We start from the raw sequence: 20,486 nt of genomic DNA on the forward strand, positions 1-20,486 counted from the left end.
AAATTTCATAGAAATGAGATAAGCAAGGACAAACATCCGGGAGGGGCTAATGATGATGACCCGCATAATTCACCTGCTGCCGCAAGAGCTGCAGCAGGTGCTGACAAAGCTGCCGGAACAGGTGAAGCAGGAACTTGAGGAAATCCGCATTCGGGAGGCGCGTCCGCTTGAAGTCAGCTTCGGCGGGGGCTTCCGTTTTGTGACGCCTGACGGAGCATTGGACAGCCTGCCTGATTCAGCCTACAGACCTCATCATGCGGTCTGCCGCAAGCTTCTGGAACGGATAACGAACCATTCTTTGTATGCGATGGAGGAAGAACTCAAAAGAGGATATATAACCGTAGACGGGGGACATCGGATAGGCTTGACAGGAAGGACAGTTCTGGAGAACGGAGCTGTGAAAGCGGTGCGGGATATTGGCGCCTTTAATATCCGAATTGCCAGAGAGGTAACAGGCGCCGCAAGCACTCTATTGCCGAAACTGCTGAACTGGCCGCGCAAATCGCTGCTTCCGTCCCTGATTATAGGAGCTCCGCAGACAGGCAAGACGACCATCATCCGGGAAATCGCCCGTTGTGTCAGCTATGGCAAATGGCAGCATCCCGCGGCGGCAGACTGGCCCGGGCGAAAGGTTGGCATCGTGGACGAGCGTTCAGAGATTGCCGCCAGCGTCAGAGGTGTTCCCTCCTTTGATATTGGTCCGAGAACGGATGTCATGGACGCTTGCCCGAAGGCGGAGGGGATGATGATGCTGCTTCGCTCGATGTCTCCAGAGGTGCTTATCGTAGATGAGATTGGAAGACAAGAGGATGCGGATGCCATTCGGGAAGCAGCTCATGGTGGTGTTACTGTGATTGCCACGGCTCACGCCTATGATTTGGAGGATGCCAGAGGGCGTCCGGTGCTGCGTTCACTGCTCGATGAGGGAGTGTTTGGTGCAGTAGCTGCCATTCGCAGAACAGCAGCCGGCACAACGGCCCATACGATTACGATGCAGAGGACGCTTGCGCCTGCAGCCAGGGAGCCGACAACAGATCAACAGCAGAACAGGCAGGCTATTGCCAGGGGGCAGCCATAATGCTCAAAATCATTGGAGCGCTGCTGGTACTGTTTGCAGGGACGATGATTGGCTTTTACCAGGCGGGGCGCTTTGCTGCCAGGCCGCGCCAGCTTAGGCAGCTTGCACATGGACTGCAGCGGCTGGAGACAGAGATCAGCTACGGCTTTACACCGCTGCCTGAGGCGCTGGAGCGCTCAGCTGGAGCATCGGCAGAGCCGGTTGCAGGCTTGCTTCACAGAGCAGCAGCACTGCTATCGGAACAGCCGGATGAGCCGTTTCGCGACAGTTGGGAGACGGCAATTGCCGAGCATTGGCCGTACACCGCAATGCGGGACAATGAGAAAACGATATTGATTCGCCTGGGCTCTGCACTTGGGATCAGCGACCGGGAGGATCAGATGAAGCATTTGCGACTGGCGCTGCTGCAGCTCAAATCGGAGGAAGATGCGGCGCGGGAAGACCAGGCGAAGTACGAAAAGATGAGCAAAAGCCTGGGTCTGCTCTCTGCTGCGCTGATCGTCATTCTGATGATGTAATGGGGTGCCGGAAAAATGAATATGGATATCAGCGCTATTTTTCAAATTGCAGGCATCGGAATCATGATTGCAATGATTCATACGGTGCTCAAGCAGATGGGCAAAGAGGATATGGCACATTGGGTGACGCTGATCGGTTTTGTAGTCGTGCTTTTTATGGTTGTGCGGCTGCTGAACGAATTATTTCAAGAGATCAAGACGATTTTTCTGTTTCAGTAGGCGGCTTAAATATCGGCCGTGAACCGTACCGGGGTGAGCCAGCATGGAAATCATTCAAATTGTCGGCATAGGTCTAATCGCAACTATACTCATTCTTGTCATCCGCGAGCAGAAGCCGATATTCGCTTTTGTGCTGGCTGCCTTTACCGGAATTTATCTGTTTTTGTTCCTGATTGGCAAGATTGATACGGTTATCAAGGTACTGGAGAACCTTGCCAATCGTTCGGGCATACCAACTGTATACATGTCCACGATTTTAAAAATTATCGGCATCGCTTATATCGCAGAGTTCGGGGCGCAGATTATCCGTGATGCCGGACAGGACAGCATTGCCTCCAAAATCGAATTCGCCGGGAAGGTGCTCATTCTGGCGATGGCTGTGCCGATCATCAGCATCATTGTCGAAACGGTGCTCAATCTTCTCCCGGCGGGAGGTTAGACGAATGACCCGCTACGTTGTTTGGAGGCTTGCTGTCCTGACACTGCTTCTCCTGTTGGTGTCAGGCAGCTGCGCCGCAATGGTATACGGGAATGCCAATGCCTTGCCCGGGAAGGAAAGTCCGGAAGGCTCTCTCGAGCAGTCTGCCGACCGGCTGGTGCAAGAGCAGCTGCGCATGATTGAGACAGGCTCGGTGGAGACTTACTGGACAGAGTTGATGAATGAATACGGCGGCTACTTTCCAGGCGGAAAGCTGCCTGGCTTTACAGATATGCTCAAGTCCGGAGGGGACGGGCTGAAGCTGATGGATATCCTGGCGGGGCTTGTCAAATACATTTTGCATGAGGTGCTCTATAACGGCAGGCTTCTCGTCACAATCGTCATGCTCACCGTATTCAGCATGATTCTGGAGACACTGCAAAATGCGTTTGAGCGCAAGGCGGTCAGCAAGGTTGCTTATGCGATTTCGTATATGGTGCTTATCATTTTGGCAGTCAACAGCTTCTATGTTGCCATCGGCTATGCCAAAGCGGCCATTAGCGGAATGATTCAGTTCATGATGGCGATGATTCCGCTGCTGCTTACACTGCTCGCTTCGATGGGCAGCATCGTTACCGTATCGGTTATGCACCCGCTCATTATTTTTATGATTAATACGGTGGGCACACTCATTTATTCTGTAGTCTTCCCGCTCTTGTTCTTCTCAGCGGTGTTATACATCGCCAGCGCCATAAGCGACCGCTTCAAAGTCACGCAGCTTGCCGATTTGATCCGTAAATGTGCGGTCGGGTTGCTCGGCGTATTGCTGACAGTCTTCCTGGGCGTCATATCAGTGCAGGGGGCGACAGGGGGCGTTACAGACGGCGTTACAATGAAAACGGCAAAATTTATTACCGGCAATTTCGTTCCGGTGGTCGGACGGGCGTTCTCAGATGCGGCAGACACCGTCATGTCCGCTTCACTGCTGGTCAAAAATGCGGTAGGCATAGCCGGTGTCGTCATCCTGATTTTCCTCTGCGTCTTTCCTGCGGTGAAAATTTTGGCACTGGCCTTTATCTACAATGTTTGTGCCGCTGTGCTGCAGCCACTGGGAGAAAGCCCGATAATAACATGCTTGGAGACCATTGGGAAAACGATGATTTATGTATTTGCCGCGCTTGCCGCCGTAGGACTGATGTTCTTCCTCGCGGTGACGATTATATTAACCGCAGGGAATGCCGCGATTATGGTTCGCTAGACAAGCGGCATCGGGAGGTGACAGCGCTGTGGAATGGCTGACGGATTGGCTCAGGCAAATTATCGCCGTCATTCTGCTGGCGGGAATTATTGATCTTCTCGTCCCAAGCTCCTCCTATCAGCGGTATGTCAGACTGGTCATCGGTTTGTTGATTCTGCTGACACTGCTTTCCCCGGTATTGCGCTTGCTTCAGGGAGACTTTGAAACCCGTCTCACAGATACGCTGCACGGCTGGGGGAAAGACAAGTCTACGGCAGCATCAGGGATGCCGGGGTTGGAACAGATTCGTGAACAGGCCAATGACCTTCAGAAGCAGCGGCTGACCCAGGCATCAAGTCTGGCAGGCAGTCAACTTGCATCCGCGATGCAGGCGGAACTGGAGCAAAAGACAGGGCTGTCTATAGCGGAAATAAGCGTAAAACTGGAATCCGGAGGCAAAGCCGGGGAAGCGAACAGAATTGCCAAGGTCGATGTGGTATTGACTGGTCTGGACCAGGGAGAATCTGATGATGAGGGTATCCCGGGATCCGATCCGGTACAGCCGGTAGTCGTTCATATCGGCATTCCGGACATTGAAGCCTCTCAAGGGGAAGGACAGCAGGACAAAACAGCCATGGTGAATACTGAACGAAGCGGCACGAAGCATCAGCTTCAGGCAGAAGACGGGAGGTATAAACAGGTCGCCCTGATTTTATCCCAGAGCTTTCAGGTGGAGCCTAAGGCTATCAACGTATTTGCTCCTGCATCCGGCTAAGCGGACATGCGGCGGACTTAAAGATAGAGCTTCAAAGGAGGGAAGAGTCATTGGCTAAATGGCTGGGCTTAATTGAATCAGCGCTCGGGCAGGGGCCCTCAGGACCAAAACGCGTCCGGACAATGCGCTGGCTGCTTATCATTGGAGCCGTAGGCGCCTTGCTGATGATTGTCAATTCGTTCCTGTCCTTAAGGCAGGTCGAGCCTACAGCACAGTCCCGCACGGAGCCGCCTGCGGCCCAGGAGACACTGCTCGGGCAGCGCGATGATTCAGACTCTGTCTTTGAAGCTTTAGAGCGGCCGCTGGAAAACCGGCTGAAGGGTATGCTGGAGAAAATCGTAGGTGTCGGGACAGTGGATGTGCTGATTACCATTGATTCAACCGAGGAATCCGTCATTGAGAAAAATGAGAAGCAAACCCAGCAGCTGACCGAGGAGACGGACAAGAACGGGGGCAAGCGTCACATCACTTCCTCTACCAAGGATGGTCAGGTTGTTCTGTATGAAGTATCAGGAGAGCAGACGCCGCTTGTCACCAAAAAAATCAAGCCTCATATCCGGGGGATTCTGATCGTAGCCAGAGGTGCGGAAAACCAGACGGTGCGGCAGTTGATCCTGGATGCTGTTAAAAAAGGCTACAGCGTACCCGCACACCGGATTTCGGTTGTGCCGAGCAAGCAGCCTTGACCATAGAAGTGAAAATAAGTCCCGGAGCGGACATAAAATGATGAGAGGATGAATTATTCCATGAATACAAAAAGACAAACCGTATGGCTCGTTTCCATGTTAAGTCTGATGGTCATTTTATCTGCCTATTATCTCTTTACAGAGGACAGCGGCCCTTCCAAGACAACAACCGCTAACAGCCATGAAACAGCGGCTGGTTTGACAGGTGAAGGAGACGGTGCAAATACGGAGAAAATTGTTGTGAATGACGTTGAACATAGTGATGGAAGCGTGTTGTCCGAGGCTGATAAGCAAATTATTGATAAATTCGAGGAAGAAAGCAAGGCAGCCTCCTTCAGTGACTATTTCACGGAACAGCAGTTCAAGAGAACAGAGACCGTTCAACAGGAATACGATCGTCTGATGGGAATTGTTTCGGATACAACGAATAAAGATTCCGAGGAAGCGAGCAGCGCGATGGACCAGGTGGGAGAGCTTGAGCAGCGTGAGGAGAAAATCAACGATCTGGAGGCCAGCCTGCGTGAAGAGTTCAAAAATGTAGTCGTCGCCCAGGAAAAGAACAGCTATAAAGTAGTTGTGGAAGGCGATAAGCTGGAGAGAAGCCAGGCCGACAGCATTATCCAGCTCGTCATGAACACACTAGAGGTATCGGCTGACCGGGTTTCGGTACAGCTTTATCATTAAGCTCCTTCATCGCCTGCCAGCAGCCGGATAACGGCTGACGGCGGGCGTTTTTTTCTTCAATAGGAACACAAAGTGCTTTATTTAAAGCAGTATCTTAAAATAGCGTTAGGATAAACTTTTCGATTATGATATAATACTAACGTTATCCAAATCGAGAATGAGACAAGGTTTACCAATGCTAAGGAGTGAATAATATCCATGTTCAAATTGAGCGAGATTAAAGAGCTGATTAAACTTGTTGATCAGACCTCTGTACAAGAGCTCGAAATTGAAAATGAAGGGGCTCGCCTGCTTATCCGTAAACCGGGCAAGACCGAAGTGGTGAATGTACAGACAGCCTCAGTTCCTCATACATATTCGCCTGTTGCTGTAACTCAGGCGCCACCAACATCTGCAGCGTCCGCGCCGACGCAGCCTGCTGTTGAGTCTGCTGCCACCCCGGCATCAAGCGGACTGCATCAGATCGTCTCCCCTATGGTTGGTACTTTCTACCATGCTTCTTCTCCGGACGCAGCGCCTTTTGTGAATACCGGAGACCGTGTAAACGAGAAGAGCGTTGTATGTATCCTTGAAGCAATGAAATTGATGAACGAGCTTGAAGCCGATGTGCGCGGCGAAATTGTCGAGATTCTGGTCGAAAACGGACAGCTCGTAGATTTCGGACAGCCATTGTTCCTGGTCAGACCGGAATAACGGGTTTGCGAAAGGAGTTCAAAGAGTGAAATTTCATAAAATATTAATTGCCAACCGTGGAGAAATTGCGGTTCGCATTATTCGTGCGTGCAGTGAGCTGGGCATCCAGACAGTCGCGGTGTATTCTGAAGCGGACCGTGATTCGTTGCATGTAAAATTGGCTGATGAAGCCTACTGTATCGGTCCGGTTCTGTCCAAGGACAGCTATCTGAACCTGACCAACATTATGAGTGTAGCTACGCTTACCGGATGTGACGCCATTCACCCGGGGTACGGCTTCCTCGCTGAAAATGCTGATTTTGCGGAGATTTGCGAATCCTGCAACATTACATTTATTGGTCCTTCCCCGTCTGCAATCAGCAAAATGGGTGATAAGGCAGTTGCGAAGCTGACCATGAAGGAGGCCGATGTGCCTGTTATTCCAGGTTCTGACGGCCTGATTGAAGATTTGGACGCAGCGGTTCTGATTGCTCGCGATATTGGCTACCCTGTTATCATTAAAGCGACCGCCGGGGGCGGAGGCAAGGGCATCCGGATTGCTGAGGATGAGGATTCCCTTATTCAGCAAATTACTACCGCGCAGCAGGAGGCACAAAAGGCTTTCGGCAATGCTGGTGTTTATTTAGAAAAATACCTGTCGGGCATGAAGCACGTTGAAATTCAAATTTTGGCGGACAAGCATGGTAATGCCGTTCATTTGTTTGAGCGGGATTGCTCGGTACAGCGCCGCCGTCAGAAGCTTGTGGAAGAAGGGCCATGTCCGATTCTTACGCCGCAGCAGCGGGAGAGGATGGGGCAGGCGGCTGTCAGAGCGGCCTTGGCTGTTGAATATTCCGGTGCGGGTACGCTGGAGTTCCTGCTCGGTCCTGACGGACAGTTCTATTTCATGGAGATGAATACCCGGATTCAAGTTGAACATCCGGTTACCGAAATGATTACCAATACGGACCTGATCAAGGAAATGATTTCGATCGCCGAGGGCAACCCGATGTCGTTCCGTCAGGAGGACCTGCAGATTAACGGCTGGTCAATTGAATGCCGCATCAATGCGGAGGACCCTGACCGGAATTTCATGCCATCTCCTGGTAATATCAGCTTCTATCTTCCTCCGGGTGGTATGGGAGTCCGTGTAGACAGTGCGGCTTACCCGGGCTACACGATTTCCCCGCATTATGATTCCATGATTGCGAAGCTTATCGTATGGGGAAGAACCAGGGAAGAAGCGATTGCAAAGATGAAGCGGGCTTTGTCTGAATTTGCCATTGAGGGCATCAAGACGACGATTCCCTTCCATTTGAAGCTGCTTAATCATCACCGTTTCCTAAAAGGGGATTTTGACATTAAATTCCTGGAAGAGCATGATGTGAACGACCCTGAATCCTAGACTTTATGCGGAAATCTAACAATTGTCCAAGTTTGTCATAAATCACGGCAAATGTTATAGTATAGAAATAAGATTGCGGATAAGCATTCAGTCAGGCAGCCCGGAAAGTTCGCAACTTTATGGAGGTGAATGTTCAATATGAGCACAATTGCAGCGGATTATGAAAAAACAGACATGGGAACGATCCAGATTGCTCCTGAGGTCATTGAGGTTATCGCAGGACTGGCTACGATCGAGGTGCCAGGGGTTGCCGGCATGAGCGGCGGTCTGGCAGGCGGTATCGCAGAACTGCTTGGCCGGAAGAACCTTTCCAAAGGGGTAAAGGTTGAAGTCGGACAGCGTGAGGCAGCTGTTGATGTATCCATCATCGTGGAGTACGGCAACCGTATCCCCGAGATTGCTGCAGAGATTCAACGGAATGTTAAACGCTCTATCGAAATGATGACCGGATTGCATGTAGTGGAAGTGAATGTACACATTCATGACGTACACTTCAAAGCCAGTGAAAAACCGGGTGATGAAGAAGAATTGCAGTCCAATCGCGTGAAGTAATTCGGCAGCAGCCCAATAGATGCTCCCCCTTAGCGAGGGCTTTGCGCTCTGCGGCCCAAGGGGGGCTTTTTACCGATTGAGAGGAAATAGCGTTTTGTGAAGGCCCGGGAAAGGAGACCTAACAGTGGTTAAAATTGTGGACAGGCTTCTGCTATTCTGTTTTAGTCTTATGGTCGGCATCTTATCCGTCACAGTGCTAGCCGTCGGAGCCGGCTGGGTTCCCGAGAAGATTGCAAGCCGGTGGATCGGGGACGTATACAATGAACTCTGGTTGCAGATTACGGTAGTTGCCGCCTCTGTGGTGCTGTTCCTGATCAGTTTCCGTTTCTTTTATATCTCGGTTAGACGCGGAAACGCTTCGAGTCCTTCGATTGACCAGCGCAATGACTTTGGCGATATCCGGATCTCAATGGAAACAGTAGAGAATTTGGCGTTGAAAGCAGCCGGCAAGCAGCGTGGAGTCCGCGAACTGAAGGCACGCATCCGTATTCAGGAGTCTGGTCTTGAAATTATGATGCGCACCGTAGTGGATGGCGAGACTTCGATTCCTGCCCTTACAGAAGAAATTCAACGCGCTGTCAAAGAACATGTAGAGGAAGTTACAGGTATTCCTGTAGCATCCGTAACGGTATTTGTCGCGAACATTATCCAGACCCAAACCTTCAAGAGTCGTGTGGAATAGAGGTGAATCAAACCGATGTGGAGGGAGCTTTGGATCACGTATGGCGGACGTATCACAGGTGTTGTCACCGCTCTTTTTTTAGGTTTCATTTATCTTTTTGCCGGCTTTTGGGATATGTTGTTCTTTGCGCTGCTGCTGTGGATCGGTTATTTCTTTGGCAAGCAGCGGGATATTTCTGCCCCGCCATTTATCCCGTGGCAGCAAATTATGGCCTGGCTGCAGAGCCGTTGGCGGATTTTCAAATGACCCTGTGATTTCCTCCGTTCGCCGGACATCGGCAGGCCGCTGTTCGGGGCAGGGAGGAAATCATAGGTTTTTTTCTAAACGAGTAACTGATACTATTGCCCAGTGATTTTTACACGGCAAGCTTGAAAATAGAATGTCGACCGACTAGGAGGATTCATGAAACGTAGACTGGCACGAGAGATTGCAATACAGAGCTTGTACCAAATGGAAATGAATGAGGTTTCTGCAGAAGAAGCGGTAAACATGCTGCTGGAGGAAGCCAGAGAGGAAAACGAAATTGACGCGGCGCAGGATGACATCAAAGGAATTGATACGTTTGTCAGACAGTTGACCCTTGGGGTTGCCGAGCATCGTCAAGCAATCGATGATATGCTTCAGCAGTATTTGACCGGCTGGCAGGTTGACCGCTTGTCACGGGTAGACCGCCAGGTACTCAGACTTGCTTGTTATGAGCTGGTGTATACAAGTGATGTGCCGCCCAAAGCGATTATTAATGAAGCGATTGAACTGGCCAAGCATTTTGGAACTGAGGAATCAGGTAAGTTCGTCAATGGTGTGCTTGGCAGATTGCTCAAAGCATTAAATGAACTCAACAATAAGGTATAATCACCCGATAGGAGAGGATCACGATGACAGCACAGCGTATAGACGGTAAGCATATTTCAGAAATCATTCGCCAGGAGGTTAGCGAGCAGACCAGACAGCTGAAAGAAAAGGGAGTTGTTCCAGGACTTGCGGTTGTTCTGGTTGGTGAAGATCCCGCTTCCAAAGTTTATGTAGGCAGCAAAGAGAAGGCCTGCCAGCAAATGGGCTTCTACTCAGAAGTTCACCGTTTGCCTGAGAACACTACGGAAGAAGAATTGCTTGCTCTAATCGACCGCTTGAATAACCAGAGCACCATTCATGGCATTCTGGTGCAGCTGCCGCTGCCTGCTCATATTCAAGAGAAAGCTGTTATCGATGCCATTAGTGTGGACAAGGATGTTGACGGCTTCCATCCTGTGAGCACAGGGAATCTGGTTATTGGTGATGACAGTCTGCTCCCTTGCACCCCAGCTGGCTGTATTGAATTAATTAAGAGAACAGGAACAGAAATTTCCGGCAAGCATGCGGTTGTCATCGGCCGCAGCAATATTGTCGGCAAACCTGTAGCGATGCTTCTTCTTAGAGAGAATGCGACCGTAACCATTTGCCACTCCAGAACCGCGAATATGAAAGAGCTGACCAAACAGGCTGACATTCTCGTTGTGGCCATTGGCAAAGCGAACGCAATTGACAGCAGTTATGTGAAGCCAGGCGCAGTCGTTATTGATGTGGGCATCAACAGGCTTGACACAGGCAAGCTTGCAGGAGACGTTCATTTTGACAGTGTGCAGGAAGTTGCCGGACATATTACCCCTGTTCCAGGCGGTGTTGGACCAATGACAATTTCCATGCTGATGCAAAATACGCTGATTGCCGCAAAACGGATCAACGGAATCAAGGAGTGATGGAGATGGCGGACGGGCCGCGCATTTTTTCCATCAAGGAAGTTAACCGGTATATTAAAATGAAGCTGGAGTCAGACCATGTGTTGTCTGATATTTGGCTTCGCGGGGAAATCTCGAACTTTATTCATCATTCCAGCGGACATATGTATTTTACACTTAAGGACGCTTCAAGCCGTCTGAAATGTGTTATGTTTGCTTCCCATAACCAGCGCCTGCCCTTCATTCCCAAAGAGGGAATGAAGGTGATGGCAAGAGGAAGTATATCTGTCTACGAACGTGACGGAAACTATCAATTTTATGTGAACGCTATGCAGCCTGACGGGATTGGCAGCCTCTATCTTGCATTCGAGCAGCTTAAGCAGAAGCTGGAGGCAGAAGGCTTGTTCGCTCCGGAGCGTAAAAAGCCTATTCCGCTTTATCCAAAAGCGGTCGGCGTTGTCACATCCCCCACGGGAGCTGCTGTGAGGGATATTTTAATTACACTCGAAAGACGCTTTCCCTCCGTCCCTGTCCTCGTTGTACCTGTGCTTGTCCAGGGTACCCAAGCAGCCCCGTCCATTGTACGTGCCATAAAGCTTATGAATCGTTTAATGGAAGTTGACGTATTAATTGTTGGAAGAGGCGGCGGATCGCTGGAGGAACTGTGGGCTTTTAATGAGGAAGCGGTTGCGAGGAGCATTGCGGAATCCAAGATTCCGGTCATTTCAGCCGTTGGGCATGAGACAGATTATACGATCGCCGATTTTGTAGCCGACCTGAGGGCGGCCACGCCTACTGCGGCTGCCGAACTTGCCGTCCAGCACAGTCATGAGCTAAGACGGCAAATTGGACGGTTTGAGCAGCGGCTTAACCAGGCCTTAAAAGGGCAACTGCAGGACAGAAAGCAAAGGCTGGAGCGGATCAAGCGTTCTCCGCTGTTCCAGCAGCCAAGGCGTTTCCTGATGGAGCCTGCGCAGCGTGCTGACCGGCTGCATGAGCGGCTTAATTCACAGATGATTCGCTTCAAAGAGCGCAAGGAACAACAATATTCACATCTACTAACCCGGCTTGAGGCCGCCCATCCGGGCGAACAGTTAAAATATGCTGCAACCCGCCGGCATACAGCTCAGCAGCGGCTGGAACAGGTCATGAACGGGATTATGCGAGCCAGGAAGCTGGAGCTGCACAGCAGCATCCGTTCTCTTGATGCGCTTAGCCCGCTAAAAGTCATGTCACGCGGCTACAGCTTGCTGTATGCGGAAGATGAGCAGGTGCTCGTCAAGTCTGTCGATGATATTGGAATCGGAGACAGGATTAAAGTGAAGCTGGCCGACGGAAGGCTGGATTGTCAGGTTTTAGATAAGGAAGGGTGAGGCGGTATGGAAACGACAGATCAGGTTCTGAGCTTTGAGCAGGCTATGGAGAAGCTCGAAGACATTGTATCCCGTCTTGAGAATGGCGATGTCCCGCTGGAAACTGCAATCGAGCTGTTCCAGGAGGGAATGAGGCTCTCACAACTTTGCGGCAGCAAACTCGACCAGGTAGAGCGTAAAATCGAGCTGCTGATTGAGACCGAACAGGGTCTTCAAAGAAACAATTTTCATCCTGTTAATGAGGATAAAGGAGAATAAGCATGGCGGAAGCCCGGCAAGAAATTCAGCACTATTTAAAAGAACAGGCGCAGCATGTGGAAGAGACGCTGCGCCATATCATACCCGAAGAGTGGGATTTTCCCGTCAAGTTGCGCGAAGCGGTGCATTACTCTCTGGAAGCAGGCGGCAAAAGAATCCGTCCGATTATGGTTCTGGCTGCTGCAGAAGCGATTTCCAATGATCCGGCCGATGTGGATGCTGCTTACCCGGTAGCCGCTGCTATCGAGCTGATTCATACGTATTCCTTAGTTCATGATGACTTGCCTGCTATGGATGACGATGATTTCCGCAGAGGCAAGCCGACTAACCACAAAGTATTTGGTGAGGCTGTGGCTATTCTAGCAGGAGATGCAATGCTGACACATGCCTTCTATTGTATTGCGCTTGTTGCAAAGCAAAAGCGGGTCAGTGCAGAAACTGCGCTTGCTATTGTTGAGGATCTGTCCGTTCTTGCCGGCGCTGCCGGAATGGTGGGAGGCCAGGCGGCGGATATATTGGGCGAGCAGGGCAGTACATCATTAGCTGAGTTGAACTATATTCATTTGCATAAAACGAGCGATCTGATCACATTCTCGCTCAAAGCGGGCGGACGGATTGCCGGTGCACAGCCGCATCAGATTGAGGCTCTGGAAGGCTTCGGACAGAGAATCGGCCTGGCATTCCAGATACAGGATGATATTCTTGATCTGATTGGTGATGAAGAGAAGATTGGCAAAAAGACAAACAGTGATGTCAACCAGAATAAAGTGACCTATCCATACTTGATTGGTATGGATGAGAGCAAGGCTGAAATCAAGCGGCTTACGGATGAGGCGAAGCAGCTCCTGTTGTCGGCCAATCTTGTGAACCCGCAGCGCTTGCTGGAGTTGGCGGATTATTTGGTTAACCGTGACCGCTAAAATGAGAAATTCAAGATTGCTTGGGATTATTTGAGCGGCGTGCTATAATGAAAAAAACGTTTTGACGTTATTGGACAACAGTGTTTTCAGTCCAAGAAAGTGAGGAAAACACGTGCTGATTGAAAAGATTAACGACCCGAAGGATTTAAAGCAGCTTCATCTGGAGCAATTGCCGCAGCTTGCCGAGGAAATCAGAGAATTTCTGATCGGGAATCTGTCCATGACCGGAGGACATCTTGCCCCCAATCTGGGGGTCGTGGAGCTGACGCTGATCCTCCACTATCTATATGACAGCCCTAACGACAAAATTATATTTGATGTCGGACATCAGTCCTACGTCCATAAAATTCTAACCGGCCGCAAGGATCGGTTCGATACTCTGCGCAAATATAAAGGGTTGTGCGGCTTTGTCAAGCGCTCCGAGAGTGAGCATGACGTATGGGAGGCAGGTCACAGCAGCACTTCGCTGTCTGCTGCAATGGGTATGGCACTCGCCCGTGACTTCAAAGGCGAGAACAATAAAGTCATCGCTGTTATCGGGGACGGGGCTCTGACAGGCGGAATGGCATTGGAAGCGCTCAACCATATCGGACATGAAAAGCGCAATCTGATCGTTGTGCTGAATGACAATGAGATGTCTATTGCTCCTAATGTCGGTGCGCTTCACAATTATTTGGGAAGAATCCGTTCCGATAAGCATTATCAGAAAGCCAAGGACGAATTCCAGCAGTTTCTGAACAAAATCCCGGCTATTGGCGGCAAGCTGGCGAAAACGGCAGAAAGGCTGAAAGACAGTCTGAAATATATGGTTGTATCCGGCATGCTGTTTGAAGAGTTCGGCCTTACGTATCTGGGGCCGGTGGATGGCCATGATATCGAGAAGCTGGCTGATGTATTCCAGCAGGCGAACAATGTAAGCGGACCTGTGCTTGTACACGTGCTGACTACAAAGGGGAAAGGCTATCAGCCTGCTGAAGCGGATTCCCATAAGTGGCACGGCATCACCCCGTACAAGATTGAATCCGGACAGCTGCTCAAAGCGGTTGGGCCTCCGATGTACACGGAGATTTTCAGCCAGGCATTGATTGAGCTGGCTGGGCAAGATGAGAGGATTGTTGCAGTAACGCCTGCTATGCCGGGCGGCTCCGGCCTCGTGAAGTTTGGGGAGCTGTTTCCAGGACGGATGATTGATGTCGGTATTGCCGAGCAACATGCGGCGACAATGTCGGCTGCGCTGGCAATAGAAGGGTTGAAGCCGGTTTTTGCGGTTTATTCAACTTTCCTGCAACGTGCTTATGATCAGGTCGTTCATGATATTTGCCGTCAAAATCTGAATGTCATTTTTGCGATTGACCGTGCAGGGTTTGTTGGTGCGGATGGTGAGACTCACCACGGTGTTTATGATATCCCGTTCCTCAGACATGTACCGAATCTGGTACTGATGATGCCGAAGGATGAAAATGAGCTCCGCAATATGATGAAGACGGCAGTTGATTACAACGACGGCCCGATTGCAGTTCGCTATCCGCGGGTAAACGGACGTGGAGTCGAGCTTGATCCGGAAATGACGGCCATCCCGATCGGATCATGGGAGACCTTACGCGAGGGAGAATCGGCCGTAATTATTACCCAGGGCCCAATGATTCAGGTTGCCGAGGAAGCAGCTGAGCTGCTGAAGCGGGAAGGGTTGTCCATTCAGATCGTAAATGCCCGCTTTATCAAGCCGCTCGATGAAGAGTTGCTGCTCAAGCTTGCGGCGGAAAACCCGCATATGATAGTGCTCGAGGAAAGTGCGGTTATGGGCGGTTTGGGAGGCGCAGTACTGGAGTTCTACGCCCAGCGCGGTATTGACGGGCTTTCCGTTCGCTTAATGGGGATTCCTGATTGCTTTGTGGAGCATGGTTCTATCAAAGAGCAGAGACAGGAAATCGGACTTACCCCGGATCATGTGGCTGCCCAGGTTATCAGCCTGATGTCAGGCCGCCTGCAGAATGTAAAAAGACAAAGAGGGTAAGGACACATGAGTGCAGCAAGCAAGGAACGTATTGATGTGCTTCTCGTGGAGCAAGGCTACTATGAGAGCCGTGAAAAAGCCAAGGCTGCTATTATGGCCGGGCTTGTCATCGCTGACGGGGAGAGAATAGAAAAAAGCGGCACCAAAATCCCCAGAACCGCCAGCATTACTGTAAAGGGTGCGCCTCATCCTTATGTAAGCCGCGGCGGATTGAAGCTGGAGAAGGCTATTGGTTTTTTTGGACTGAAAATGGAGGGGCTTGTCATGCTGGATATCGGAGCGTCTACGGGCGGATTTACCGATTGCGCTCTCCAGCATGGGGCGTCTTACGTCTATGCTGTTGATGTGGGCTACAACCAGCTTGACTGGTCCATTCGTCAGGACCCAAGAGTCAATGTCATGGAAAGAACCAATTTCCGATATACAAAGCCTGAGGATTTGAGTGGTCCGGTTCCGGATTTTGCAACCATCGATGTATCCTTCATTTCCTTGCGGATCATTCTGCCTGCACTGGCAGGATTGCTAAGGGAAAGAGCCGGGGTTGTGGCGCTCATCAAGCCGCAATTCGAGGCTGGCAGGGAGAAGGTGGGCAAATCCGGAGTCGTCAGGGAAGCGTCCGTGCATCGGGAGGTACTGTCTCAGGTACTGAACTTTGCAGTTGAACTGGGATTCAGGGTGGAAGGCTTGACCTATTCCCCGATCACCGGAGGCGAGGGAAATATTGAATTTTTGGCTTATCTGAACTGGGTTCCGGGAGAAGAGCGGGATGCTCCAGGCCCTGAGCAGATTCATGAAATTGTAGCCCAGGCCGGCAGCAATTTTACGGGCTAAAAGAAGCAGATAGGATACAAATCAAAGAGTAAACTTTCAGCGGCAGTATGCTGACGTTGCCCGGGGAAATTCCCAGGAACACCAGCCTTGTCTGAAATGTTTGCTCTTTTTTTTAATTTTCCTGTAGCCATTTGGAAAACTTTTTGGTAAACTGTTCTTAGTTAAGCAAACAAATGTTCGCTTCACGTGGAGAGTTCCTTTCCCTATTGATTTCCTTGGCTGTCTGAACAGGAAAATTAAAGTCTCCTGCCGAATTAAAGGGTATGATGCCTGCATTATGCGGACAGGAGGGATAGGTACAATTGGGTAAATACGGAGACTTATTTATCATGATTGTTGCCGGTGTTCTGCTGCTGATTTGGATGTACCGCGGCTTTTACCGCTGGCTTCACAGTCCTGCAGCGAGTCGTCGCCGTTCCTTATTGCTGCATCGCGGTCAGGAGCTTGATGCGGATGATGAATGCGTCAATTTTCTGGAATCTGAAGGTTATGCGGTACAATCTGGCAAGCATCGTGTTCCCGTCACGATAAACCTCGATGGCGAGCCGCTTAAGAGCCGACTGTATATAGAATACATCGCGGAGAAGGACGGCAGAACCTATGTGGTCAAGACGGCGAGGGAACGTATGCCTGTTGAATGGACAGGTTCAGGAATCAGAGACCGTTTTTTAGTCTTTGCTTTGCTGGTACCTTATTGTGAGGGCATATTATATGTAGATGTCAAGGCCAGATCTATCCGGACAATCTTGTTCACAGTTGCTGAAGAGGCATAATGGGAAAACAATAGGAGGTTTTATGAAAGGAATTCGTCATATCAAGATAAGAGAAATTATTACCAATGATATAGTGGAAACCCAAGAGGATCTGGTTGAATCACTGCGCCAGGCTGGATTGCAGGTTACGCAGGCAACAGTATCCCGTGATATCCGGGAGCTGCAGTTGATTAAGGTCCAGACAGAGGACGGACGTTATAAATATGCGCTGCCAACCGAGCAGCGTTACAATCCGATTCATAAGCTGCGGCGTGCGATGCTTGATCATTATGTGCATATTGACTTTACGGATAATCTGGTGGTTATGAAATGTCTGCCGGGTACTGCTAACGCCATATGTGTACTTCTTGACAATATGGAATGGAATGAAGTTATGGGTACGATTTGCGGTGACGACACCATTTTAATTATTTGCCGTACCAAACAGAACAGTGAAGATATTGTATCAAGACTAACATCATTGCTTAATTAATGAGGAGGTAAATCGAACATGCTTCGAGAGCTGTCTATTCGCAATTTGGCTGTCATTGAATCCACCGTAGTTCACTTTAATAAAGGTTTTCATGTTTTGACGGGGGAGACTGGAGCGGGGAAATCGATTTTGATCGATGCTTTGGGTCTGGTCATTGGTGCTCGTGGAGCAGCCGATATGATACGCCATGGTTGTGACCGTGCAGAAATTGAAGCCATGTTTGATTTGCCTTCCTCTCATCCGGTGTGGGGGAAGCTGTCCCAGTATGGCATTAACGGAAAATCCGATGAACTGCTTGTCATCAGGCGGGAGTTGTCCAATCAGGGCAAAAGCATGAGCCGTATCAACGGCCAAATGGTTAATTTGACGATTCTTCGTGAAGTGGGCGAGCATCTTGTCAACCTGCACGGCCAGCACGAGCATCAGTCGCTTCTCAAGCCAGAGCAGCATCTTGAGTGGCTGGATGTCTATGCAGGTGCCCCTCTAATGGAGAAGAAGTCACAATACCGGCAGATTTTCCGCCGTTATCAGCAGGTTCGTGTAAAGCTTAGAGAACTGGAAGAAAATTCGCGGCAAAATATGCAAATGCTTGATTTATATAAATTTCAGGTTGAGGAAATTCAGACAGCCAATCTCAAGCCTGGTGAGGATGAATGGCTCGTTGAGGAAAAACGCAAACTAACTCATGCAGGCCGGAGGATGGATTATGCATCCGAGGCATATTCCTTGCTGTATAACGGCGGCGGTTTGGACTCCATCAGCAGAGCTATTAACAAACTGGAGGAAATTCAAGCTTATGATCCTGCCGAGCTTGATCCGCTGCTTGAGCAGTTGCGTTCAGCCTTTTACCAGGCAGAGGATGCTGTATTTCAACTCCGCAATTACCGCGATATGATTGAATCCAATCCGGATCAATTGGAGGAGATTGAAGAACGTCTCAATCTGATTCATACGTTGAAACGCAAATACGGAGAGACTATTCCTGATATCATCAATTACCATCATAAGATTATGTATGAGGTAGACAAGCTTGAAAACCGGGATGAACATTTGGGCAAGCTTCGTGAAGAAGAAGTGGCCCTTCATAAAAAAGCGATGGAATTAGCGTTCTCATTATCCGAGCTTCGCCGTCATGCTGCAAGCAAGCTGTCAGAAGCGGTTGAAGCGGAGTTGAGACAGCTTCATATGGAACGCACGATATTCCGTATTGAACTGAATCAGCATCGGGAAGGTGAGGATGGTTACCGCTTGGCTCCACAAGGCATGGACGATGCAGTCTTCGTCATATCCCCGAATCCAGGGGAGCCGTTAAAACCAATCAACAAAATTGCTTCCGGTGGTGAGATGTCAAGGATTATGCTTGCCCTCAAAGCAATATTCGCCCAGCTCGATCAGGTTCCCGTACTCATTTTTGATGAGGTGGATACCGGCGTGAGCGGCAGGGCTGCGCAAGCGATTGCCGAGAAAATGTCGCAGTTGTCCAAGCAATGCCAGGTATTCTCCATTACTCATTTGCCTCAAGTTGCTTGTATGGCTGATCATCATTATGAAATTAAAAAGCAGGTTAAAAATGAAAGAACAGCTACTTCTGTGACCCCTCTTCAGCAAAAAAGCCGGATAGAAGAGCTTGCCCGCATGCTGGGAGGCGTGGAAGTGACGGAAAAAACAAGACATCATGCACAAGAAATGCTTGACCTGGCGGATCGCCAGAAAGGAGCGTAATTCAAACCATACAGGGAATGTTTTATAAGTCATAAAAGCAAGGGGACACGGTTACCTTATAGGTACGCCATTGGCGATAACCGTCGGATGATGGACCTAGGGAGCGTGAAAATCATTGAATAATCGTAAACGATGGTTCGGTCTTATTCTCACACTCATCGTATGCATGATTGGTGTATCCTCCCCTTTTCAACATTTTGCTGCAATCCCGAGCGAGCTTCGTCTGTTCTCCGGACAGCAGAAGCACTTGAATTACGACATGCCGGTACACGCCAAACTATCCTTTAACTCAGAGGTTATGCGTGTTAACGGCTCCTTAAACAATACGGTAGATGTAGATCTGAACAAGCCGATCTCACTTGACCCGCTTCAAAGCGGACAAACCAAAATGACAATGAAGTTGTTTGGCTCCATTCCCTTCAAGACGGTCAAAGTACATGTGGTACCTGATCTGAAGGTTATCCCCGGAGGACAAACAATTGGAGTCAAGGTTAAATCCGCGGGCATTATGGTAGTTGGTCATCATGAGGTGATTACAGGGAAGGACTCCAAGCAGTCTCCCGGTGAGCAAGCTGAAATCAAGCTCGGTGATCTGATCGTTCGCATTAACGGCACTCATATTAATGAAGTTGCCAAAGTTTCCCCAATTGTAGAACAAGCCGGGAAGTCCGGTCAGCTACTACAGTTGTCGATCAAACGTAATGGTCAAATTGTAGACAAACAGCTTAAGCCCGCATTTGATGTAGAAGATCAAGCTTGGAGACTGGGGCTTTACATTCGCGACTCGGCTGCAGGCGTAGGAACATTAACTTTTTACGCTCCTGAGCAGGGGGTGTATGGGGCATTAGGCCATGTTATTACAGATATGGACACCCAGACTGCAATCGAAGTTGAAGATGGTCAGGTGCTTCAATCCAGTGTCACTTCAATTAACAAAAGTCAGCACGGGGAGCCAGGCGAGAAAAGAGCTCATTTTCTTAAAGAGGGCAAAATTCTTGGCAATGTCGTGCGTAATACGCCTTTTGGTATCTTTGGCAAGATGAAGAATGTACCTACTCACGGATATGACAGCAAGCCTTTGCCTGTTGCTTTCGCTGAAGAAGTAAAGGAAGGTCCGGCAGAAATTCTGACGGTAATTGGCGGGCAAAAAGTGGAGAAGTTCAAAATCGATATCGTTCATGTGACGAAACAGTCTTCTCCGGCGACTAAAGGCATGGTTATCAAAATTACCGATAAGCGTCTTATTGAGAATACTGGCGGTATAGTCCAAGGTATGTCGGGCAGTCCGATTATTCAAAATGGCAAGCTTGTTGGTGCAGTAACACATGTATTCGTAAATGATCCGACCTCCGGTTATGGCTGCTTTATTGAATGGATGCTCCAGGACGCCGGTGTGTTAATGAAAAGGACAAGTCCAAATCTTAAGGCGAGCTAAAGCGCCTTAAGATTTTTTTGTCGAATGAGTTCGAAAACATTCGAAGA

General features: G+C 49.7%; 24 protein-coding genes. All 24 read left to right on the forward strand.

Translation table 11 applies throughout. The features are described from left to right. Positions 1-52: 52 nt before the first annotated feature. The gene (gene spoIIIAA, locus H583_RS32270; protein ID WP_051236163.1) at positions 53-1,078 is read left to right on the forward strand and encodes a stage III sporulation protein AA; all 1,026 of its coding nucleotides are present in this window, start codon (positions 53-55) and stop codon (positions 1,076-1,078) included. Continuing rightward, positions 1,078-1,596: a stage III sporulation protein SpoIIIAB gene (spoIIIAB, locus tag H583_RS0107955; RefSeq protein ID WP_028560002.1), complete on the forward strand. Its 519-nt coding sequence runs from the start codon at positions 1,078-1,080 to the stop codon at positions 1,594-1,596. The genes spoIIIAA and spoIIIAB overlap by 1 nt, the downstream gene beginning before the upstream one ends. A 15-nt stretch (positions 1,597-1,611) precedes the next feature. Continuing rightward, positions 1,612-1,815, forward strand: a complete 204-nt coding sequence (gene spoIIIAC / locus H583_RS0107960) for a stage III sporulation protein AC (RefSeq protein WP_028560003.1) — start codon at positions 1,612-1,614, stop codon at positions 1,813-1,815. 43 nt (positions 1,816-1,858) lie between these two features. Beyond that, complete coding sequence (gene spoIIIAD, locus H583_RS0107965) at positions 1,859-2,254, forward strand: stage III sporulation protein AD (protein ID WP_028560004.1); 396 nt, start codon at positions 1,859-1,861, stop codon at positions 2,252-2,254. 4 nt (positions 2,255-2,258) lie between these two features. Continuing rightward, a complete protein-coding gene (gene spoIIIAE / locus H583_RS0107970) occupies positions 2,259-3,491 on the forward strand; it encodes a stage III sporulation protein AE (RefSeq protein WP_028560005.1) in 1,233 nt (410 codons plus the stop codon). Between the two features lie 28 nt (positions 3,492-3,519). Then, positions 3,520-4,245, forward strand: a complete 726-nt coding sequence (spoIIIAF, locus tag H583_RS0107975; protein ID WP_028560006.1) for a stage III sporulation protein AF — start codon at positions 3,520-3,522, stop codon at positions 4,243-4,245. Between the two features lie 50 nt (positions 4,246-4,295). Next, complete coding sequence (spoIIIAG, locus tag H583_RS0107980; protein WP_028560007.1) at positions 4,296-4,931, forward strand: stage III sporulation protein AG; 636 nt, start codon at positions 4,296-4,298, stop codon at positions 4,929-4,931. Positions 4,932-4,991: 60 nt separating this feature from the next. Then, positions 4,992-5,615, forward strand: a complete 624-nt coding sequence (locus H583_RS0107985; protein ID WP_028560008.1) for a SpoIIIAH-like family protein — start codon at positions 4,992-4,994, stop codon at positions 5,613-5,615. 198 nt (positions 5,616-5,813) lie between these two features. Then, complete coding sequence (gene accB, locus H583_RS0107990; RefSeq protein WP_028560009.1) at positions 5,814-6,308, forward strand: acetyl-CoA carboxylase biotin carboxyl carrier protein; 495 nt, start codon at positions 5,814-5,816, stop codon at positions 6,306-6,308. A gap of 25 nt (positions 6,309-6,333) precedes the next feature. Then, positions 6,334-7,692 carry an acetyl-CoA carboxylase biotin carboxylase subunit gene (accC, locus tag H583_RS0107995; RefSeq protein WP_028560010.1) on the forward strand — a complete coding sequence of 453 codons (1,359 nt, stop codon included), beginning with the start codon at positions 6,334-6,336 and terminating at the stop codon, positions 7,690-7,692. Positions 7,693-7,830: 138 nt separating this feature from the next. Beyond that, positions 7,831-8,244 (forward strand): Asp23/Gls24 family envelope stress response protein, encoded by a 414-nt coding sequence (locus H583_RS0108000; RefSeq protein ID WP_028560011.1) that lies wholly within the window; start codon positions 7,831-7,833, stop codon positions 8,242-8,244. A 124-nt stretch (positions 8,245-8,368) separates the two neighbouring features. After that, positions 8,369-8,926, forward strand: a complete 558-nt coding sequence (gene amaP / locus H583_RS0108005; protein ID WP_028560012.1) for an alkaline shock response membrane anchor protein AmaP — start codon at positions 8,369-8,371, stop codon at positions 8,924-8,926. A 15-nt stretch (positions 8,927-8,941) separates the two neighbouring features. Next, positions 8,942-9,172, forward strand: a complete 231-nt coding sequence (locus H583_RS0108010) for a DUF2273 domain-containing protein (protein ID WP_028560013.1) — start codon at positions 8,942-8,944, stop codon at positions 9,170-9,172. 156 nt (positions 9,173-9,328) lie between these two features. Beyond that, entirely contained in the window at positions 9,329-9,778 is a 450-nt protein-coding gene (gene nusB, locus H583_RS0108015) for a transcription antitermination factor NusB (RefSeq protein WP_028560014.1), read from the forward strand. 23 nt (positions 9,779-9,801) lie between these two features. Continuing rightward, the gene (gene folD, locus H583_RS0108020; RefSeq protein WP_028560015.1) at positions 9,802-10,662 is read left to right on the forward strand and encodes a bifunctional methylenetetrahydrofolate dehydrogenase/methenyltetrahydrofolate cyclohydrolase FolD; all 861 of its coding nucleotides are present in this window, start codon (positions 9,802-9,804) and stop codon (positions 10,660-10,662) included. Between the two features lie 5 nt (positions 10,663-10,667). Beyond that, positions 10,668-12,014 (forward strand): exodeoxyribonuclease VII large subunit, encoded by a 1,347-nt coding sequence (gene xseA, locus H583_RS0108025; protein WP_028560016.1) that lies wholly within the window; start codon positions 10,668-10,670, stop codon positions 12,012-12,014. 6 nt (positions 12,015-12,020) lie between these two features. After that, positions 12,021-12,272, forward strand: coding sequence for an exodeoxyribonuclease VII small subunit (gene xseB, locus H583_RS0108030; RefSeq protein ID WP_028560017.1), 252 nt, complete (start codon positions 12,021-12,023; stop codon positions 12,270-12,272). A 2-nt stretch (positions 12,273-12,274) separates the two neighbouring features. Continuing rightward, positions 12,275-13,192, forward strand: a complete 918-nt coding sequence (locus H583_RS0108035; RefSeq protein WP_028560018.1) for a polyprenyl synthetase family protein — start codon at positions 12,275-12,277, stop codon at positions 13,190-13,192. A 112-nt stretch (positions 13,193-13,304) separates the two neighbouring features. Further along, entirely contained in the window at positions 13,305-15,206 is a 1,902-nt protein-coding gene (dxs, locus tag H583_RS32275; protein WP_036708850.1) for a 1-deoxy-D-xylulose-5-phosphate synthase, read from the forward strand. A gap of 6 nt (positions 15,207-15,212) precedes the next feature. Then, on the forward strand, positions 15,213-16,037 hold the full coding sequence (locus H583_RS32280) for a TlyA family RNA methyltransferase (protein WP_036708853.1): 825 nt from the start codon (positions 15,213-15,215) through the stop codon (positions 16,035-16,037). 302 nt (positions 16,038-16,339) lie between these two features. Continuing rightward, positions 16,340-16,810 (forward strand): hypothetical protein, encoded by a 471-nt coding sequence (locus H583_RS0108050; protein ID WP_028560019.1) that lies wholly within the window; start codon positions 16,340-16,342, stop codon positions 16,808-16,810. 22 nt (positions 16,811-16,832) lie between these two features. Beyond that, on the forward strand, positions 16,833-17,282 hold the full coding sequence (ahrC, locus tag H583_RS0108055) for a transcriptional regulator AhrC/ArgR (protein ID WP_028560020.1): 450 nt from the start codon (positions 16,833-16,835) through the stop codon (positions 17,280-17,282). An 18-nt stretch (positions 17,283-17,300) separates the two neighbouring features. Next, positions 17,301-19,004, forward strand: coding sequence for a DNA repair protein RecN (gene recN, locus H583_RS0108060; protein ID WP_028560021.1), 1,704 nt, complete (start codon positions 17,301-17,303; stop codon positions 19,002-19,004). A gap of 115 nt (positions 19,005-19,119) precedes the next feature. After that, entirely contained in the window at positions 19,120-20,439 is a 1,320-nt protein-coding gene (gene spoIVB / locus H583_RS0108065; RefSeq protein ID WP_028560022.1) for a SpoIVB peptidase, read from the forward strand. Positions 20,440-20,486 lie beyond the last annotated feature (47 nt).

This window comes from Paenibacillus pinihumi DSM 23905 = JCM 16419, assembly GCF_000422505.1.
In the GTDB taxonomy this organism is placed as follows: Bacteria; Bacillota; Bacilli; order Paenibacillales; family Paenibacillaceae; genus Paenibacillus_D; species Paenibacillus_D pinihumi.

Coding starts and splice junctions, on each gene's coding strand:
- ahrC (WP_028560020.1), top strand. CDS start 16,833: ATGAAAGGAATTCGTCATATCAAGATAAGAGAAATTATTACCAATGAT.
- recN (WP_028560021.1), top strand. CDS start 17,301: ATGCTTCGAGAGCTGTCTATTCGCAATTTGGCTGTCATTGAATCCACC.
- H583_RS32280 (WP_036708853.1), top strand. CDS start 15,213: ATGAGTGCAGCAAGCAAGGAACGTATTGATGTGCTTCTCGTGGAGCAA.
- spoIIIAC (WP_028560003.1), top strand. CDS start 1,612: ATGAATATGGATATCAGCGCTATTTTTCAAATTGCAGGCATCGGAATC.
- H583_RS0108035 (WP_028560018.1), top strand. CDS start 12,275: ATGGCGGAAGCCCGGCAAGAAATTCAGCACTATTTAAAAGAACAGGCG.
- xseA (WP_028560016.1), top strand. CDS start 10,668: ATGGCGGACGGGCCGCGCATTTTTTCCATCAAGGAAGTTAACCGGTAT.
- spoIIIAB (WP_028560002.1), top strand. CDS start 1,078: ATGCTCAAAATCATTGGAGCGCTGCTGGTACTGTTTGCAGGGACGATG.
- xseB (WP_028560017.1), top strand. CDS start 12,021: ATGGAAACGACAGATCAGGTTCTGAGCTTTGAGCAGGCTATGGAGAAG.
- H583_RS0107985 (WP_028560008.1), top strand. CDS start 4,992: ATGAATACAAAAAGACAAACCGTATGGCTCGTTTCCATGTTAAGTCTG.
- nusB (WP_028560014.1), top strand. CDS start 9,329: ATGAAACGTAGACTGGCACGAGAGATTGCAATACAGAGCTTGTACCAA.
- H583_RS0108010 (WP_028560013.1), top strand. CDS start 8,942: ATGTGGAGGGAGCTTTGGATCACGTATGGCGGACGTATCACAGGTGTT.
- folD (WP_028560015.1), top strand. CDS start 9,802: ATGACAGCACAGCGTATAGACGGTAAGCATATTTCAGAAATCATTCGC.
- spoIIIAA (WP_051236163.1), top strand. CDS start 53: ATGATGACCCGCATAATTCACCTGCTGCCGCAAGAGCTGCAGCAGGTG.
- spoIIIAD (WP_028560004.1), top strand. CDS start 1,859: ATGGAAATCATTCAAATTGTCGGCATAGGTCTAATCGCAACTATACTC.
- spoIIIAE (WP_028560005.1), top strand. CDS start 2,259: ATGACCCGCTACGTTGTTTGGAGGCTTGCTGTCCTGACACTGCTTCTC.
- H583_RS0108000 (WP_028560011.1), top strand. CDS start 7,831: ATGAGCACAATTGCAGCGGATTATGAAAAAACAGACATGGGAACGATC.
- accB (WP_028560009.1), top strand. CDS start 5,814: ATGTTCAAATTGAGCGAGATTAAAGAGCTGATTAAACTTGTTGATCAG.